Annotated in this window: 14 protein-coding genes; 7 read left to right on the top strand and 7 right to left on the bottom strand. The window is 40.0% G+C overall.

Annotated features, from left to right (window positions below; all coding sequences use genetic code 11):
- Window positions 1-264: 264 nt before the first annotated feature.
- Both KME09_24480 and KME09_24475 read left to right on the top strand, forming a co-directional pair.
- On the top strand, window positions 265-660 hold the full coding sequence (locus KME09_24480; GenBank protein MBW4537095.1) for a type II toxin-antitoxin system RelE/ParE family toxin: 396 nt from the start codon (window positions 265-267) through the stop codon (window positions 658-660).
- Window positions 653-952, top strand: coding sequence for a helix-turn-helix transcriptional regulator (locus KME09_24475; GenBank protein MBW4537094.1), 300 nt, complete (start codon window positions 653-655; stop codon window positions 950-952). Before KME09_24480 ends, KME09_24475 begins: the two co-directional genes overlap by 8 nt.
- An 89-nt stretch (window positions 953-1,041) precedes the next feature.
- On the opposite strand, the gene KME09_24470 is transcribed toward KME09_24475, so the two are convergent.
- On the bottom strand, window positions 1,042-1,347 hold the full coding sequence (locus KME09_24470) for a HigA family addiction module antidote protein (protein ID MBW4537093.1): 306 nt from the start codon (window positions 1,345-1,347) through the stop codon (window positions 1,042-1,044).
- Between the two features lie 12 nt (window positions 1,348-1,359).
- Window positions 1,360-1,653 carry a type II toxin-antitoxin system RelE/ParE family toxin gene (locus KME09_24465; protein MBW4537092.1) on the bottom strand — a complete coding sequence of 98 codons (294 nt, stop codon included), beginning with the start codon at window positions 1,651-1,653 and terminating at the stop codon, window positions 1,360-1,362.
- Window positions 1,654-1,919: 266 nt separating this feature from the next.
- On the opposite strand from KME09_24465, the gene mfd reads away from it, so the two are divergent.
- Window positions 1,920-5,432, top strand: coding sequence for a transcription-repair coupling factor (gene mfd, locus KME09_24460; protein MBW4537091.1), 3,513 nt, complete (start codon window positions 1,920-1,922; stop codon window positions 5,430-5,432).
- Between the two features lie 167 nt (window positions 5,433-5,599).
- Here mfd and KME09_24455 read toward each other — a convergent pair whose 3' ends face one another.
- Window positions 5,600-5,785, bottom strand: a complete 186-nt coding sequence (locus tag KME09_24455) for a hypothetical protein (GenBank protein ID MBW4537090.1) — start codon at window positions 5,783-5,785, stop codon at window positions 5,600-5,602.
- Window positions 5,785-9,363 (bottom strand): methionine synthase, encoded by a 3,579-nt coding sequence (gene metH, locus KME09_24450; protein ID MBW4537089.1) that lies wholly within the window; start codon window positions 9,361-9,363, stop codon window positions 5,785-5,787. The genes KME09_24455 and metH overlap by 1 nt, the downstream gene beginning before the upstream one ends.
- A gap of 220 nt (window positions 9,364-9,583) precedes the next feature.
- Between metH and KME09_24445 the strand changes: the two genes are divergently transcribed.
- Entirely contained in the window at window positions 9,584-10,234 is a 651-nt protein-coding gene (locus KME09_24445; GenBank protein MBW4537088.1) for a DUF1345 domain-containing protein, read from the top strand.
- Between the two features lie 387 nt (window positions 10,235-10,621).
- On the opposite strand, the gene KME09_24440 is transcribed toward KME09_24445, so the two are convergent.
- Complete coding sequence (locus KME09_24440; GenBank protein ID MBW4537087.1) at window positions 10,622-11,407, bottom strand: SDR family NAD(P)-dependent oxidoreductase; 786 nt, start codon at window positions 11,405-11,407, stop codon at window positions 10,622-10,624.
- Window positions 11,408-11,578: 171 nt separating this feature from the next.
- Here KME09_24440 and sbcC point away from each other — a divergent pair, with 171 nt between their 5' ends.
- Both sbcC and KME09_24430 read left to right on the top strand, forming a co-directional pair.
- Window positions 11,579-14,602 (top strand): exonuclease subunit SbcC, encoded by a 3,024-nt coding sequence (sbcC, locus tag KME09_24435; protein ID MBW4537086.1) that lies wholly within the window; start codon window positions 11,579-11,581, stop codon window positions 14,600-14,602.
- 475 nt (window positions 14,603-15,077) lie between these two features.
- The gene (locus tag KME09_24430) at window positions 15,078-15,674 is read left to right on the top strand and encodes a hypothetical protein (protein ID MBW4537085.1); all 597 of its coding nucleotides are present in this window, start codon (window positions 15,078-15,080) and stop codon (window positions 15,672-15,674) included.
- 239 nt (window positions 15,675-15,913) lie between these two features.
- On the opposite strand, the gene KME09_24425 is transcribed toward KME09_24430, so the two are convergent.
- Window positions 15,914-17,461: a BamA/TamA family outer membrane protein gene (locus KME09_24425; GenBank protein ID MBW4537084.1), complete on the bottom strand. Its 1,548-nt coding sequence runs from the start codon at window positions 17,459-17,461 to the stop codon at window positions 15,914-15,916.
- 185 nt (window positions 17,462-17,646) lie between these two features.
- Complete coding sequence (locus KME09_24420) at window positions 17,647-17,904, bottom strand: GlsB/YeaQ/YmgE family stress response membrane protein (GenBank protein ID MBW4537083.1); 258 nt, start codon at window positions 17,902-17,904, stop codon at window positions 17,647-17,649.
- Between the two features lie 200 nt (window positions 17,905-18,104).
- On the opposite strand from KME09_24420, the gene KME09_24415 reads away from it, so the two are divergent.
- The gene (locus KME09_24415) at window positions 18,105-18,983 is read left to right on the top strand and encodes a glycosyltransferase (GenBank protein MBW4537082.1); all 879 of its coding nucleotides are present in this window, start codon (window positions 18,105-18,107) and stop codon (window positions 18,981-18,983) included.
- Window positions 18,984-19,027 lie beyond the last annotated feature (44 nt).

Here is a 19,027-nt window from a genome sequence, read left to right as displayed (position 1 = left end):
TTTGTTATTTTCAAAGATTAGCTTGCATAAAGCCAGTATAAATTCTATTTCTAATATACCTGCACTAATCAGCCTCGTTTTTCGCTATCTTTTTAAGAGGGTAAAATTATTTCATCCTTCCTCATTTATTCCGCACCCTTATAAACTATGGCTTTTGCATCAATAGTACGTGCGATCGCTATGCAGATTTATATTTTTCACTCGTGATAATATAGAAATAAATTATCGCAATATTGCTATAAAAAGTAATATGTATCTGAATCAGTGCCGATAACTTCAATACTATTTTTTCAAGAAAAAGAAGGAGATGCTCCTGTGATCGACTGGTTAGAGGAGTTGAAAAAGAAAAACCGCAAAGGTTTTGCTAAATGTGTTGCTAGAATTCGCCAGTTGAATAGTACTGGCTATGAATTACGCAGACCAGCAGCAGATTACTTACGGGATGGTATCTATGAATTAAGAGCGAAAGATATAAATACTCAGTACAGAATACTCTATTTTTTTAATGGTAAACATATTGCTGTACTCAATCATTCAATTATTAAAAAGACATCAGCAGTTCCGAAAAAAGATATTGAATTAGCAATTAAAAGAAAAAAGAAGTTTGAGCAAAACCCAGAAAAACATACTTATAAAGGAGCGATAACAGATAATGACTAAAACAAGTGATGGAATTAAAATTATTGATAATTTAATTGGTAATGATGCCGAATTAAGAGAGTTATGCGAACAAGAAACAATCAATGCTTATGTAGCACAGTTAATCTATGATGCTCGTATTGAAGCGGGATTGAGTCAAAAAGAACTGGCAAAAATGATTGATACTACTCAGTCAGTTATTTCTCGTTTAGAAGATGCAAATTATGAAGGACATTCACTTTCAATGTTGGGACGTATTGCTAATGCTTTAAATCGAAAGGTGAAAATTGATTTAGTCCCGATCGCAAAATAATCTAATTTAAAATTTATCAATTGAAAAAGCGATCGCATCGCCAATAATTATAAGAAAGTGTACCTCAAGTGCGATCGCCAAAATTACTTCTATGTCGAACTGACTGGTTGAATTTTGTTTATCTGTTCTGCTTCTTTTTTTAAAACTCGATAAATATCATTTGCTCTTTGCAAATTCAGCCAAAAATCGGGAGTTGTATTGAAGTATTTAGCTAATCTTAATGCTGTACTGGTAGTAATACCTCTTTTACCGTTAATAAGTTCGTTAATTCTTTGGTAGCTGACTCCTATACCATCAGCTAACTGATGTTGAGTCAATCCCATTGGTTCGAGGAATTCTTCTCTTAACATTTCCCCTGGACTAGTTGGCGATCTATTTGTAGGAATATTAACCATAACTATTTCCTGTCAATGATAATCAACAATCTCTACATCTTCTACATCACTATCTGACCAAACAAAGCAAATTCTATATTGGTCGTTAATACGAATACTATACTGTCCTTTTCTATCGCTTTTTAAAGCTTCTAATTTATTTTTGAGTGGAGAACGCAAATCGTTTAAATTTGCTGCAAAATCTAACTGGTCTAATTTTCTTCTGGCAACTTTCCATAGAGATTGCGGACAGGTTTGACGCGCAGATTTTGTCTTGTCTCCATTGAAAATATCTTTTGTTCCTCGATCTTTAAAATTGAGTATCATTTTAACACGGTAGTCATGATACTAAAGACAGTTTAGCACCATTAGATAAGACTGTTTTAATACAAAAAGCGATTAAGCTTCCCTAAAGGATTCCCTAAAGGGTACACCTTCGGATAAGCTTCGCGTCCTTCGCGTCGCGCCTAGCTTTGAGATCGCAGCACCTCATTTCTAATATACCTGCACTAACAAGCCTCGTTTTTCGCTACTCTTTTTAAAGAGAGTAAAATTTCTAACTTTTCATTCTTTAATTTATCATCCTGTTAAATATGGCTTTTGCATCAGTAGTACGGAGGATCGAAAAATCGCCTTTAACCAAAGAACTACTAAGTAAACTAGATCGAGGGCAATCTTTGTTGCTGAACGGTATTCCTCGCTTAGCCAAAGGGATCGTTTGTTCTAGTTTGGCACAAGCTGAAAAGAAGAACTTGTTGGTGGTGTGTTCTACCTTAGAAGAGGCGGGGCGTTGGGCTGCTCAATTAGAGGCAATGGGTTGGGATACAGTAAATTTCTATCCTACTTCTGAAGCCACTCCCTACAGCCATTTTGATCCTGAATCAGAAATTACCTGGGGGCAGATGCAAGTTTTATCAGGGGCTTTTTGTAGGGGCGATTCGCGAATCGCCCCTACAGCTATTGTTGCTACAGAGCGATCGCTTCAGCCCCATTTACCACCACCAGAGGTATTTCAGTCTTATTGTCTAACTCTACAGCCAGGGATGGAATTAACTTCTCAGCAGCTAGATGAATTTTTGGCTAAATTGGGATATGAACGAGTAAACTTGGTAGAAAACGAAGGACAGTGGAGTAGACGCGGGGATATTGTCGATATTTTCCCTGTTTCGGCAGAATTACCCGTTAGGCTAGATTGGTTTGGCGATGAATTAGAACAGTTAAAGGAATTCGATCCTGCCAATCAGCGATCGCTCGATCGCGTAGAGCAGTTGTTATTAACTCCCACCAGCTTTAGTAATGTTATTGCTCAGAGTATTTTAGAGCAAGATAAGAGTATCGAAAGTTATTTAGACAACGAAGAATTAGAAGCTTTACTGGCTGGTAATCCCCCTGAAGGGATGAAAAGATTTTTAGGAATTGCCTTCGATCGGCCTGCAACACTTTTAGATTATTTACCCGAGCGTACTTTTATTGCAATTGATGAATTAGAACAGTGTCAAGCACATAGCGATCGCTGGCTGGAATTAGCTCAATCTCAGTGGCAAGATGTAAATCAAAGTCTGCCGAAGATTCATAGTGAATTTTCTAATTGTTTAGCTAAAACTAATAACTTTAACTGTATTTATTTATCAGAAATAGCGGAAGCAAAACCTCGTTTAGAGATAGCAAATCCCGATCGAGTTGCGGTACATAATTTGCAGGCGCGTCCGATTCCGACAACTCCTCAACAGTTTGCCAAGTTAGCAGCAATCTTAAGAGGGAAGCGAGAAATATATAGTGGAATGACTTTAGAGAAGTATCAGACATGGTTGGTTTCGGCACAGCCTAGTCGTTCGGCTTCTTTATTACAAGAACACGATTGTCCCGTGCAGTTTGTCCCTAATCCCCAAGATTTTCGGGCAATTGACAAGGCGCATATTCAAAGTACGGCGGTAGCGGTTAAATATTCTGGTTTAGCGGAATTAGAAGGGTTTATTTTACCTACTTATCGCATCGTTATTGTTACGGATAAAGAATTCTTTGGACAACAAACTTTAGCTACTTCTGGCTATATTCGTAAGCGCCGTCGAGCTACTTCTAAAAAAGTCGATCTTGATAAATTACGTCCTGGTGATTATGTGGTACATAAACATCATGGCTTAGGGAAATTTCTGGAATTAGAAACTTTAGTTAACCGTGAATATCTAGTTGTTAAATATGCCGACGGAACGTTAAGAATACCTGCCGATTCTTTAGATATGCTGACGCGATTTCGGCAGACAGGAAAGCGTCCTCCAGAATTAAATAAAATGGCTAATGTGTCTTGGTCAAACACTAAGAGCAGAGTCAAGAAAAATATTAAGAAGTTGGCGGTAGATTTATTAAAACTCTATGCTAAACGCTCAAAACTAGAAGGTTATGCCTATCCTCCTGATAACCCTTGGCAACAAGAATTAGAAGATTCTTTCCCCTATCAACCCACTCCCGATCAGCTCAAAGCTACTCAAGAAATTAAAATTGACCTAGAAAGCGATCGCCCGATGGATCGATTAGTATGTGGTGATGTTGGCTTTGGTAAAACCGAGGTGGCAATTCGGGCAATTTTTAAAGTGATTACCAGTGGTAACAAGCAGGTGGCGTTTCTCGCACCAACAACAATTCTGACGCAGCAGCACTATCACACCCTAAAAGAGCGATTTGCACCCTATCCGATCAACGTTGGCTTATTAAACCGTTTCCGCAGTGCAGCGGAGAAAAAGGAGATCGTGCAGCGATTAGCCACAGGTGAATTAGACGTGGTGGTGGGGACACAGCAATTATTAAATAAGGATGTTAAGTTCAAAGATTTAGGAATGCTGGTGGTGGATGAAGAACAGCGTTTTGGAGTCAACCAGAAAGAAAAAATCAAGGATTTTAAATCCCAAGTAGATGTGTTAACCCTTTCTGCTACACCGATTCCGCGTACTCTGTATATGTCCCTGTCAGGAATTCGGGAAATGAGCCTGATTACCACTCCTCCCCCATCCCGTCGTCCAATTAAAACTCATCTTTCCCCCTATAACCCAGAAGTGATCCGTAACGCCATCCGTAATGAACTCGATCGCGGTGGACAGATTTTCTATGTAGTTCCTCGTGTCGAAGGGATTGAAGAGATTAGCGCCCAACTGAGAACCATGATTCCTGGAATTAAAATTGCGATCGCTCATGGACAGATGCCAGAATCGGAATTAGAGTCTACCATGCTTACTTTTAACAACGGCGAATCTGATTTACTGCTTTGCACCACCATCATCGAATCGGGTTTGGATATCCCTCGCGTCAATACCATTATTGTCGAAGATTCCCAAAAATTTGGCTTATCTCAACTGTATCAATTAAGAGGTAGAGTTGGGCGATCGGGTACTCAAGCCCACGCTTGGCTACTATACCCCAGTAAACAAACATTATCAGAAACCGCCCGCAAAAGACTCCGCGCCTTACAAGAATTTAGCCAACTTGGTTCTGGCTATCAATTGGCAACGCGGGATATGGAAATACGTGGAGTAGGTAGTCTTCTCGGTGCAGAACAATCAGGGCAAATGACGCAAATTGGCTTCGATCTCTATATGGAAATGCTGCAAGAGTCGATCCAAGAAATCCAGGGACAAGAAATACCCAAGGTAGAAGATACCCAAATCGATCTTAAACTTACATCCTTCATCCCTGCCAACTATATCAGCGATCCAGAGCAAAAAATGGATGCCTACCGTGCGATCGCTACTGCTACCTCCAAAAAAGAACTCGTGCAAATTGCCGCCGAATGGGAAGATCGTTATGGTTCTCTCCCTTCCCCAACCCAGCAATTAATTCAGGTAATGGAATTAAAACAAATTGCTAAAGCGATCGGCTTCTCGCGTATTAAACCCGAAGGACAACAAAATATTGTCTTAGAAACCCCGATGGCTGAACCAGCTTGGAATCTAATCGCCGAGAATTTGCCGAAGCACTTGCGATCGCGTTTTGTCTATGCGCCCAAGAAAGTTATTGTGCGGGGTTTAGGTATCGCGAAGCCCCAAAAACAATTAAATGATTTGATTGACTGGTTGGGTACAATTCACAAGGCTTTACCTGAATTGGAATTGGTTTAAGTTTCGCGCGCTAAAGGATATGCCCTAAAGGACTAGCTTCGCGTGACGCGATATGCGGAGCGGTATCTCCCCGTCGGCTTTTGGGTGGGAATCTTCCTACCCAAAACGCGACGGAAACTATGCGAGACAAGTCCTTTAGGACGCGTAGCGGTATCCTTATATTTTCTTTAAGGAAAAGGACAAAGCAAGGTTTCATCTTGGTGCATAAAAGACCAGATTAAAGTTACTTTATCCCTCTCGGCTTGAGTAAAAATCTCTTGACAGGCGATCGCTTCTATCTTAATTCTAGTTTGTGTAAGATCGTCAAAACCTCTTTGAAGACAATTGTAATTAAGATAGATTAAGTCTGTCATTAGGTACTAAAGTATCTCGCTGCGGGGTGATAGGTAATAATCGCCGTAGTGGACTGTTCAGGATAGAGTTGTTCACTTTCATCCATGTACATTTTAATTCGCTTAGTATCGAGTAAATCTAGCTGCTTAAACTGATCCGCAATGTTAGGACAAGCAGGATAACCAAAACTATAGCGGGAACCTCGATAGCGCTGCTGTAGGATATCGCGGATGCTGCTAGATTCTTCGGCGGCAAAGCCTAACTCGTGCCTAATTCTAGCGTGAGTCCATTCGGCTAGTGCTTCTGCCATCTGAACCGCCATACCGTGGAAGTACAGATATTCAGTGTAATTATCAGCCTGAAAGAGTTTTTGTGCGTATTCTGTGGCAATTTCCCCCACTGTCACCGCCTGCATGGGAAAGACATCAACTTGACCAGATTCTCTACTGGCAAAGAAATCGGCGATGCAAAGACGTTTGCCCGAACTCTGACGGGGAAATTCAAATGACGTTATGGGTTCTGGGAGGGGCGTTTCCCGAATAGCCTCTACGGGATCGTATATATATAAGGTATTTCCTTCGGCGTTACAAGGGAAGTAACCATATATCACTGTAGGATGCAAAAGATTATCGGCAATAATTCTTTGTTGCCATTCCTCTAAGATAGGATTAACTTTTCTGGCGAGAAATTCATCATATTCTTGTCGTGATTGATCTTTTGGTTTGCGGAATTGCCATTGCCCGACAAATAAAGCCTGTAAGTCTAGATAGGGGAACACTTCCGCTAGAGGAATATCTGCTGGTTCGAGGATCTTGCTACCCCAGAAAGGAGGTGTCGGGCGATCGATATCCAAGCTAACCTCGTCAGAACGTCTGGTGTCAATTACCGCAGGTTCTTGCTTTTTGCTGACTTCATCCACAAAGATTTTGTCTTGGTTCTCTCCCTCGAACGGAATTTCATTTCCATTTTCCGTACGCGAATCGCCCGTACCATCGTCGGCTTCATTTAAAAATCCCTTAAGATCATCCCAATTGTTTTCTGCCTTCGCTGGCATCAATTTATCCATGAAATGAAGATCGGCAAATGCATCCTTACCATAGATAACCTTGCCTTTATAAGTATTCTGGCAATCTTGATTAACAAACTTAGGCGTTAAGGCTGCACCACCTAAAATCACGGGAATGGTAATACCTTTTTCATTAAAAGTTTCCAAGTTGTCTTTCATAAAGGCGGTGGATTTAACCAGTAAACCGCTCATAGCGATACAGTCTGGTTGATGTTCTTCGTAAGCTTTGATGATACTTTCTACTGGCTGTTTGATGCCTAGGTTGATTACTTTATAACCATTGTTGGACAGGATAATATCGACTAAGTTTTTGCCAATATCGTGAACGTCACCCTTAACTGTGGCAATAATAAATTTACCTTTGCCATTATCGTCAGCTTCCTCTTTATCCATGTGAGGCTCAAGGTGTGCTACAGCAGCCTTCATGGTTTGCGCTGATTGCAGTACGAAAGGAAGCTGCATTTGTCCCGAACCAAATAGTTCACCGACAACCTTCATGCCATCTAACAAGAAGGTATTAACAATATCCAAGGGTGGATACTGCTGTAAAGCTTCATCTAAAGCTTCGTCTAGACCAATACGTTCACCATCGATAATGTGCTGTTTAAGACGTTCCTCAATGGGCAGATTTTTATCTACTGCTTCAGATTTTTTGACTTTCTGACCAGCAAAGAGGGTGGTTAATTCTCCTAACGGATCGTAGGTACAAATATCGCCGTCAAACTCTCGTTTGTCATAGATCAAGTCATGGCAAATTTTTTGATGCTGAGGATCAATTTTAGACAGGGGTAGAATCTTGCTGGCATTGACAATTGCCGAATCCAATCCCACCTGCATACATTCGTGCAGGAAGACTGAATTTAATACTTGCCTGGATGCTAGATTTAGACCAAAGGAAACATTAGAAACCCCTAACAATACGTGACAGCCTGGTAACTCTGCCCTAATTCTTTTAGTAGCTTCTACCGTTGCTTTGCCGTTTTCGCGATCTTCTTCAATCCCAGTGGATACCGGTAAAGCCAGAGGGTCGAAAAATATTTCTTCGGGGCGGATACCATATTCTACTGCTGCATTATAAGCACGTTTGGCGATCGCAAATTTTTGCTCCGCAGTGCGTCCCATCCCATCTTCGTCAATAGTACCAATAACGATGCCAGCGCCATATCTTTTAGCTAGCTCTAATACTTGATAAAATCTTTCTTCTCCATCTTCATAATTAGTGGAGTTGAGGATGCATTTACCACCAGCAACCTTTAACCCTGCTTCCATTTTCGTCCATTCTGTGGAGTCTAGCATCAGAGGTAGGGTGACGTTATTAACCAGACGAGAAGCTAGTTCCTTCATGTCTTTTTCGCCATCTCGTCCCACATAGTCTACGTTGACATCAAGAATATGAGCGCCTTCTTTGACCTGAGACTTAGCTAAAGCGACTAAACTATCCCAATCTTCCTCGTTGAGTAATTCTCGACATTTTTTAGAACCACTGGCATTTAATCTTTCCCCCACGATCAAGAAGGAATTATCTTGAATATAGGGTTGAGTGCTATAGATCGAGGCAGCAGAAGGTTCGTAATGGGGATGCCGTTCTTTGGGGGTTAAATCCCCTGACATCTCCGCCAGAGACTTAATGTGGTCGTAACGAGTGCCACAACAGCCGCCAATAATTTGGACTCCCAAATCTTCCACGAAGTGCATCAACGCCATACGCAGTTCCAACGGCGTTAATTTATAGTGAGCTTGTCCGCCAATATTCTCTGGTAAACCAGCATTAGGCACACAGGACACTACAAAGGGAGAATGTTCCGACAAATGTTTAATATGCTCTTTCATTAGGTCTGGCCCTGTAGCGCAGTTCAGACCTAAAATATCAATAGGAAATGGTTCTAAAATTGCCAAAGCTGATTCCATGGTTGAACCAGAAAGCATTGTCCCCATTTGTTCCATGGTCACGGACACCATCAATGGACGGCGATCGCCTTTTTCCTTAAATACTTCTTCAATCCCGTTGAGTGCTGCTTTAATCTGCAACACATCCATACAGGTTTCAACTAAAAATAAATCTACTCCACCGTCATATAATCCTTCTGCCTGTTCTTTGTAATTAACCAGCAATGTATCATAGTCAATATGTCCCAAGGTCGGTAATTTAGTTCCAGGGCCCATCGAACCCGCGACAAATCGGGGTTTTTCAGGAGTAGAATACTCGATTGCTAACTTTTTGGCTAATTCCGCAGCAGTTTTATTCAGATAGTAGGCTTGGTCGCCCAAATCATATTCAGCTAAGACAATCGATGTCCCACCAAAAGTATCAGTTTCAATAATATCTGCACCAGCTTCTAGGAAGCCACGGTGAACTGTGGCGACTGCTTCAGGTTTGGTATGGACTAAATATTCGTTACATCCTTCGTATTTCTCTCCACCAAAATCCTCGGCGGTGAGATTTTGAACTTGAAGGTTTGTTCCCATCGCACCATCTAAAACTAATACAGGACGGTTAGGGCTATTAAGACGGTCTAAAAAGATGCTGTTCATTGCTAGCGACTGCTGATCAACAGGTTAAGTTACATTAAGTCCTATTATATGAACTTATCAGAATAATAGGAATTTATCTTTAAGAGTCTGGATTAATCAAGATTTAACCAGATCGATGGGCAAAGCGATCGCTTTAACTTAATCTGCTTAGATGAGCGGTGATTTTTTTTCAATCGCTTATTATTTAATATAGTTTGCTATTTATCATGTCGATCTACAATTGCTAAAACATTTAGACGCCAAACCACGTCTTGTCATTGCTATTTTAGTTGCAGTATTAATTTATTTGCTACTTCCTCAATGGATGCATCTAGCGACTCGGATTATTGTTGCTTGGGACGTAGGGGTGATTATTTTTTTAACCTTGGTTTGGCTAATGATGATTAAAGCTACAACTAAAAAAATGCAGCGTTATTCTCAGCGTCAAGATGAGAGCCGTTGGACAATTTTAATTGTGGTGGTTGCAGCAGCTTGCGCTAGTCTTCTGGCTATTGGCTTTATGCTTTCAGGAAATAAAGCTATTTCTGCGCCGATCCTCAGATTACATATAATCTTAACCTTGGTGACGATTGTTGCTTCTTGGCTATTGATTCATACTATGTTTGCTTTGCACTATGCACACTTGTATTATCAACCAAAAAGCACTCCCTCTCGTCTGCCAGATGCTTTAGATTTTCCCACCGAAAAACAGCCTGATTATTGGGATTTTCTTTACTTCTCATTAGGAATTGGTATGACTTGCCAAGTTTCCGATGTCCCCATAAACTCACGCTTGTTAAGACGGCTAGTTTTAATCCATGAAGTTTTGACCTTTTTCTTTAATACAGTCATCCTAGCTTTAGCAATCAACATCTTGGCAAGTTTGATTTAAAATCGATCTCATACCATTTCTCCTTGAGGCTGCACTTAATATTCTAAGTTTAAATCTCGCGCCAAGACGCAAAGACGCAAAGACGTTTATCCCGCTTAGTTTGAGCGTGAGATTCGGCGAATTCATTTCGCCTTGAATAATCGCGCTGTTGGGGCAAAGGAGTTAAATTTAATTTAGTGCATTGTTATAGAGAATTAGTATCAGTAAACTAGATGATACTAAATCCGATTCTCAAAAATAACTTTGTAGTAAGCAGTTTAATTCCGCTGAAACTCCATTACCCATTACCCATTACCCATTACCCATTACCCATTACCCATTACCCATTACTCATTACCTCTGCTCAACTTTTAAAGGTTGTATACCAACAGGATTTAATCTGATTACCTACCAAGGCAATTTAGTACCATCCCAAGAGAAGAATTCACCACTGTCTTGAAGTGATAAGTTTGAGATGACTTGAGATAAAAGATCTACCGTATGTTCGACAGGAAATAGTTTATCTGTCGGCACGTTTTTTTGGAAGGGTTGAGAAAGCTGAGTATCAGTAGTACCTGGGTGTAGTGCAACCACAATAGTTTTGGGACATCGACGACTGTATTCGATCGCCGTAGTTTTCAAAAACATATTTAAAGCTGCTTTAGAAGCGCGATAGCCATACCAGCCTCCTAAACGGTTATCGCTGATACTACCCACTTTGGCGGAAATACTGGCAAAGATGCTGCGTTCAGTTTTGTTAAATAGAGGCATTAAGTGTTTGGCGAGTAATACTGCACCAATACTATTAACCTGAAAAGAATAGATTAAATTTTCGGCTTTAATTTGTTTAAGACTTTTTTCAGGAGTCAAATTTTGGTCGTGAAGTACGCCTACGCAATAGATGGCTAAGTGTAATTGCTTTACTGATGCCTGGATTTGCTTAACGGCTGCTTCTATGTTCGCTTCTACGGTGATATCAACCTGAAGGCATTTTAGGCGATGCCTTCGGCTAGCTTCGCAATCGCCATACTGACTGGCTAAATCTAGTAATTCCTTTGCCGTATCCCGATTGCGATAGGTAGCAAAAATCTGCTCTATATTACCTTGTTGTAAAAGCGATCGCACAAACCCCAACCCAATTCCTTGACTTGCACCAACTACTAACGCGTTGGCTTGATTAATTTCTGATAGCACTGAGTATCGATCCTGAATTTTGTTCGATCATACCTATAATTGTCGAACTTTGTAAATTTTTGTTAAAAATAGCGAAAAAATCCTGAAATCCTGCAAAATCCAAACTTAGATTGAAAATTAATGCAAAGATACTAATAAGCATTATTTAAATCAAGGAAGTTGTTATAAAATATGATTCCGTTGCAGTTAACTTTAAAAAACTTTCTAAGTTATCGTGATGCAACTTTAAACTTTAAAGGGTTGCATACTGCTTGTATCTGCGGTGCGAATGGTGCAGGTAAGTCATCTTTATTAGAAGCGATTACCTGGGTAGTATGGGGTAAAAGCCGTGCAGCAACGGAAGATGATGTGATTAACGGTGGTGGTCAAAATGTTCGAGTTGATTTTGACTTTAGCTACAATAATCAAATTTATCGGATTATCAGATCTCGCACTAGGGGAAAAAGTAGTTCGCTGGAATTTCAGATAGAGACACAGGCGGGAAACTTTAGATCGATTACAGCTAAGGGATTAAGGGCAACTCAGGACGAAATTATTGCTTGTTTGAGGTTGGACTACGATACTTTTACTAATTCAGCTTATTTGCGTCAAGGAAGGGCGGATGAGTTTATGTTACGTCGCCCTAATGAAAGGAAGCAAATTCTGGCGGATTTATTGAAATTAGATCGCTATGAGCAGTTATCGGGGAAGGCGAAGGATACGGCGAAGGAATATAAGGGCAAGCTGGAACAGCTAAAGCAGAATTTAGCACCGTTAGAAATCGAACTGGCTAAAAGAGAAGAGATTGCCAAGGAATTACAGCAGGTAAAGCAAGAGTTAGACAAATTACAGCAGGAGCAAGATCGCGATCGCCTTTGGTTACAGCAGCTACAGGGAGTAGAATATCAGCGACAGACTTGGGCAAAGCAGTTGAGCATTCAGCAGAGTCAGCAGCAAAATTTAGCTCAAGATTGCGCTCGCGCAACGAAAGATATTCAAGGGATTAAAAGACAACTGGCATCTCTAGATAGTTTGATTGCTCAATCAGGCGAAATTACCCGAGGATATAATCGACTATTAGCTTGGCAAACCGCAGAACAAGATTTATCCGCCAAATTTAACCTTCATCAAGAAGCGCAACAACAGAGACAGCAGCTCGAAAAACAGCTAGAAAAGCAGAAAAATCAGCTCAATCTTGAGATCAATCAGACTCAAACCCGCATTGAAAGTATTGAGCAGCAAGAACAAGAGATTACTAAAGTTTTAGCCAAATCTGCAGATATCGAATCTGCTCTGGAGAAGCTAACTAAAGCCCGTCAGCAGCTTACGGAGTTAGATCGACTACAGCAGTATATTTCTCCTTTAATTCAGCAAAAAAACAATTTAGAACGCGAGATTAATCGCGAAGAAGCCAAGCTGGCAGCAAAACTAGAACAGCTATATAGCGCCGTGCAAAAGCTAGCCTCAGATATTGAAAAAGTTCCCCAACAGCGTCATCAATTATTAACCGTCGATGCCCAAATTAGCGAACTCGAAAAAAAGCGGATTTATCGCGATCGCGTTAAGGAAAAAGGTACGGAAAGAAGGACATTTCAGTCTAAATTACAGGAAAACCAACGCATCTATGAACGACAGATTCATGAAATCCAGCAAAAGCTCCACATGCTCGATAGCCCAGGGGCGAATTGTCCTCTCTGCGAGCGTGAATTAGATGAACATCATCGTCATCAGGTAGTTGATAAGACGCAAAAACAACAGCAAGACATCCATGAACAGATTTGGGTGATCCGCGAACAATTATCTACCTGCGATCGCGAAATACAGTTACTGCTTCAAGAACATAAAGAAATATCCCAAGAAATTTCGAGCTACGATACGCTACAGCAACAGTATGGACAGTTAGAAGCCCAACTAGAAGCTACAGAAGCCATCTACGATCAGCTCAGGGTGACTCAAGAAGAAAGAGATAATTTAGAGCGATCGCTACAAAGTGGTCACTATGCTGAAGAGTTACAAGCAGAAATTAAGCGCTTAACAGAGGAATTAGCCACCCTTAATTATGACGAGCAAACCCATGCTTTAGTTAGGGGGGAGGTGAATAGCTTGCGTTGGGCAGAAATTAAGCAGGCAAAGATGGAAGATGCTAAAAAGCGTCAAGCAAAATTAGACGAGCAAAAACCCCAACTTCTAAGGGAAATCAGCGATCTCCAGACTAAGTTAGAAAAGCTCCATATCAACTCCCCAATTCAACAGCAAATTAATACTCTTGATCGTCAAATCACTGATTTAGGCTACGATCGCACAACTCATCAAAACCTGTTAGATTCCCTCAGACAAGCGCAATCTTGGCAGCTAAAATATCAAGAATTACACAAAGCCCAGCAAGAATATCCCCAGATTCAAGCAAAATTAACAGAATTAGAGCAACTATTACAGGCGAGACTGGCAAGTAAACAAGTAAGCTACGAACAACTACAAGAACATTTGGCACAGCAAGAAACCATTGTCGATCATCGTCAGGAAATTAACACTCTAGAACAGCAAATTCAGCAGCGTCGTCAGCAGTTAGACGAACTAATTTCTCGTAGTGGCAGGCTACAACAGTCTTTAACTCAAATCGAGCAGCTTCAAGTTCAGTATCAAGATACAGGCAAACAACTCCAAGACTATGAAAAACAATATCGCATCTATCAAGCGTTAACTCAAGCCTTCGGTAAAAATGGGATTCAGGCACTAACGATTGAAAATATTTTGCCCCAGTTGGAAGCCGAAACCAATCAAATCCTGGCTAGATTAACGGGAAATCAATTTCATGTGCAGTTTCTCACCCAAAAAGCCTCAAAAGGAACATCTCAGAAAAAAACCAAGCTAATTGATACCCTAGATATTGTCATCGCTGATGCTGGTGGTACTCGCCCTTATGAAACCTATTCTGGTGGCGAGGCATTTCGGATTAACTTCTCGGTACGGTTAGCCTTAGCCAAACTATTAGCCCACAGATCGGGAACATCTCTGCAAATGCTAATTGTCGATGAAGGCTTTGGTACTCAGGATGCTGAAGGGTGTAATCGATTGGTAGGAGCAATTAATGCGATCGCCGCTGATTTTGCCTGTATCCTCACCGTTACTCATATGCCTCAATTTAAAGAAGCATTTCAAACCAGGATTGAAGTTTATAAAGATGAGCGAGGTTCTAGTTTACAAGTATCTAATTAATCTCAGTTTGGGTTAATAACATTAATCGATAGAGGTAGCTATCAGCCCTTCGAGTTCAGCATTCACTCTTCTTGCGACAATAGCTTATGGGGCTTGCCCTAAAGGACTAACTTCGTGTCGCACCGCTTAGTTGGGTGGAAACCCCTAAGACCGCTTTGTCACTCTTTGTACGGCGCGTTTTTTGTAGGTCGGCTTTTAGGCGGTGGCTTTTATGTGGGAAGCCTTCCACTTAATAATTATATTTAATCATATATTTTTTGTTTAAAATAGCTCCAAAAATAATCAAACTAGCTTTATATTAACTAGATAATTTAAATAATTAAATTTACTAAATCTTTAAATTTTTATCAGTCTAAAGTAAGAAGATAATATTTTTATTGCTATGTTATTTTTGATTTACTGAATAAAAAATAAACGTTGTTTTAGTTTTATTTAGATTTATTTATTCAATTAATTTAAAGATATCAAAAAAAATATGACAATTCCAAATGAGCGTAATCAAAGCGAATTTGAAGATAGTATTAATGCAAGACCCATCACTAAATCTGAAAAAAGCTATCGAGATGGATATTATCAAGGTAGAGCAACAGAAAATAATCTACAAACTGAAAATATCATTGCTAAAGAAGAAGGTACTTCAATAGGATTATTTATCGGTTTAATTTTAGCTATTTTAACTGTTCTAGGTATTACGGGCTTATTTTTTTTAAATGAAGAGCCGACAACAGTTCTTGATGATTCAACTTCCAATGAAACTGTGGAACCTGAGAAGCAGACTACTATTATTGAAAGAACAATAGAAAAAACTCAAGAAGTAGTTCCTGTTCCTCAAGTACAACCTACTAATCCAGAACCCGTTACATCTGAATCTCAACCGATTGAAAATTCAATTAATATTCCTATTACTACCGAGACAGAAAATCCTGGTGATGTGGTAGATGATGCTTCTAAAACAACTGAGACAAATCCTGATGACGTGGTAGATGATATTTCTAAAACAACTGAGACAAAATTAAACCAAGATAATAGTCAGGTTGACTTTGGTCAACCTCAGTCAGAATCAACGCCATAAAGAGTTAGTGCCGTTGATTGCTCACTCTAGTAGTTAAAAATAGATGATACTTATCCAACGGCTGTTGAAATAGGTAAAAGGTAAAAGGGAAAGGGGAAAAGGCAAAATAGAATGTGCAATTGATTTTGTTTAAATACTTACTTCCTATTTCCTATTTCCTATTTTCTATTTCCTACTTCCTACTTCCTACTTACGAGCCAATTACTATTAATGTCCTAATCTAATTTTGTACGGCTATATTAAAAGCGATCGCCAATATCAAAGATAAATTTAGTCTCTCCTTCATCGTTGAGGGCAAATTCTGTCCGTACTGCGCCAATTGGAGTCAAGGCACGTAATCCTAAGCCATAACCGAAACCATCTCCAGGGCGATCGCGCACAATAGCAGGTTGGCCAATTACTGCATCTGCTGAACCTAAGTCGGTAGTATAATCCACAAAAAACGTTCCCCCAACATCGATCTGGTTTTTAAAAGCATTAACGCTCAAAATCGGGTAACGGTATTCGATCGTCCCTTGAACAAAACTACGAGACGTACTAATCTCGCTAGCGCCGTAACCCCGCACTAAACTAGAACCACCTAAAATAAAAGATTCGTAGGGTAGGGCATCTCCCAAAATAGTGCCTCCTTGAAGATTGAGGACTAAAGTTTTTGCCCCTTTAGTAAAGCCAAATAAAGGTAGAGGCAGATAATGAGTATAGTTGGCAGCCAAACGATTAGCCAGAACATTGGCATCTCCAATCGGCAAATATTGATCGCTACCAAACTGGAACTTATAACCACGAGTTGGATTGCGGGGGTTATCTTCTCGATTTAAAACAGTGGCAAAGTTAAGGGTTAGTAAATCGTCTTGTCCGTTATCACTCACGCTTAAGCGATTACCCAAGGCATCCCGTGATTCAATCTCAGCCGAAAATGCTCCATCTCTCACAGATACTCGTTGATAAGATACTCCCATTGCACTTTGCCAATCCTGGCTAAGAGGCAAAAAGTACTCTACTCCACCACCGAGACGATGCACCACAGGATCTCTGCCATTATCTAGATTAATATTAGGGTTTCCTTCATCGTATTCCGCCTCGATTCCCCGACGATTATATAAGTTCAGACCAAAACCGCGATCGTGTCTGAGAAATTTTCGGTAGCCTAAATTAAAGCCAAATGCCTCTGTACCACCTTCCAACCCTAAACTAACACCCTGATTACTTCCCCCAAGATTAAGCAACCCGACTTGAACTCCAGTCGAAAAACCACTGCTACTATCAGAAAGTGCCTGAACTGTAGTTGGACGAACCGAACCCTGCAACGCTGTTGGTGCGGGTAGAGTGAGATCAAAACCAATCGACAGATTACTATTTTCCTGAACCGCGATCGCCATAACTGCTCGTTTATTAACTACTTTTTCTAGGCTAAGGCTGGCGCGATCGACAATAGTTAAGTCTAAAACCCCTTCTAAACCTTCTTTAGCCAAGTCTGCACGATAAATATCTCCTGGCTGCAACTCAAATTCTTGAGTAATAATTTTTGGCTTAGTTTTGCCTGAAATTAATTTACCTGTTTCATCGACAAAATACACCACAATATCAGTAATCTTTTCTTGATTACCCACAGGAACAACCGCTCGATCCTTAACTTTTTGTCCAGAAAATATAGGAGTTTTAAAATTTCGTCTTGGTCGCTTACTAGAACTATCTGTCTTAACTTCAGCTAATTGTTGATTCCCCAGATTTGATTTTGATTGAGCAAGAGCATTAGCATTTGACAAGATCAAAGGCAATACCACCATAACAAGGCAAAACTTGAATGAAAATTTTAAATATAAGCACATTTGCCCATTATTCTACATAATCGAAAAATAACGGCAAAAAAAAATAGAGATATTACTAATAACATCTCTACGTTGCGTATTTATTTGTGAAGAATATTTGCCACACTAGGCACTGGTTGGATTGTTAACGAATAATTGTTTAACTATACGGCACGACGAGTTAACAAACCCCAAATAAAGATTAACAACATTGCACCTACTACAGCAGTAATAATACCAGGGATACTAAATGCAGTTGTACCGACTCCCAGCAAGGCCTGACCAACATATCCTCCGACCAAAGCACCCAAAATACCCAAACCGATAGTTGCTATAATACCGCCACCTTGATTACCAGGATAAATTAATTTTGCTAAAGCGCCTGCAATTAGTCCTAATACTACCCAAGCTAAAATATTCATGCCTTGCTCCTAAATTTCTAAATAATTTATGTATGTAATTTGTTATTAACAATATATCTATTTCCCACACAGACTTCTTCTATCTAAATACAGATCCTAATCATCTATCAAAAGAAAGAGAGTAACTTAAAAGTTTATTAATCGTCTCGATAATTACGGCCTGTTCTATCTTAAATAGCTATAAAAACGCAAAAATGCCTATGCTTTATTTTCTAGTAGTTAATTATAACTCTAGCGAGTTGATTCGCCGTTTACTGACTTCATTAGACGTTTATTCTCCTGGGGAATATAAAATAATTATTATTAACAATTCCCCCGATGATCGAGAAGTTTTTAAGCTAAAAAGTGAGGCGATAAAAATAATCGCAGCTCAAGATAATCTTGGCTTTGGCAAAGCTTGTAATCTGGGTTTAAATTGGATTTATACGCAAAATAACCGAGCAATTGTCTGGTTAATCAATCCTGATGCCTACTTCAATTCAGCCTTAATTGATTCAGATACAGCTAAATCTCCAGCTACTCAGGCGATCGCTTTTTTCACTCAACATCCTCAAATATCTATTCTTGGTACAATCGTCTACAATCGCGCAGGTGAAATTACCTCAGCGGGGGGAACATTTACCCCTGGTACTGCTGCTTTAGCAACCCTAGATTCATTACCTCAAGACTTAAAATCAGACTATTTTAAGACCGACTGGGTAAGTGGCTGTAGTTTACTGCTCAATCTGACTAACTTTGCTCAATGTCCCAGCTTCGATCCTCGCTATTTTTTGTATTACGAAGACTTGGATTTTTGCCTCCGCTATGGTCAACAAGGATATAAAATTGCCGTAACCCCCTTACTCAAAGTTTTTCATGACACTTCTGCCATTAGCGATCGCAATTTATTTGCTAAATATCAGCACATAACTAAAAGCTATCTAATTCATGTTGAAAAACATGGTAGTTTAGCTACTTTTGTTTTAACTAATCTGCGGATGTGTCTGAACACGATCAGGCTATCGATCTTGAACCCAGAGCAAGGTTTAGGCAAACTAATCGGCATTTATAGTTATTGGCAGACAAGATTGCTGAGATGAGGACAAGTAAATATTTTGGTTATCGTTTAGCGGGTAGAGCGCGG

Source organism: Pleurocapsa minor HA4230-MV1, from assembly GCA_019359095.1.
Classification (GTDB): Bacteria; Cyanobacteriota; Cyanobacteriia; order Cyanobacteriales; family Xenococcaceae; genus Waterburya; species Waterburya minor.
This window is presented reverse-complemented; position numbering and strand designations above follow the sequence as displayed.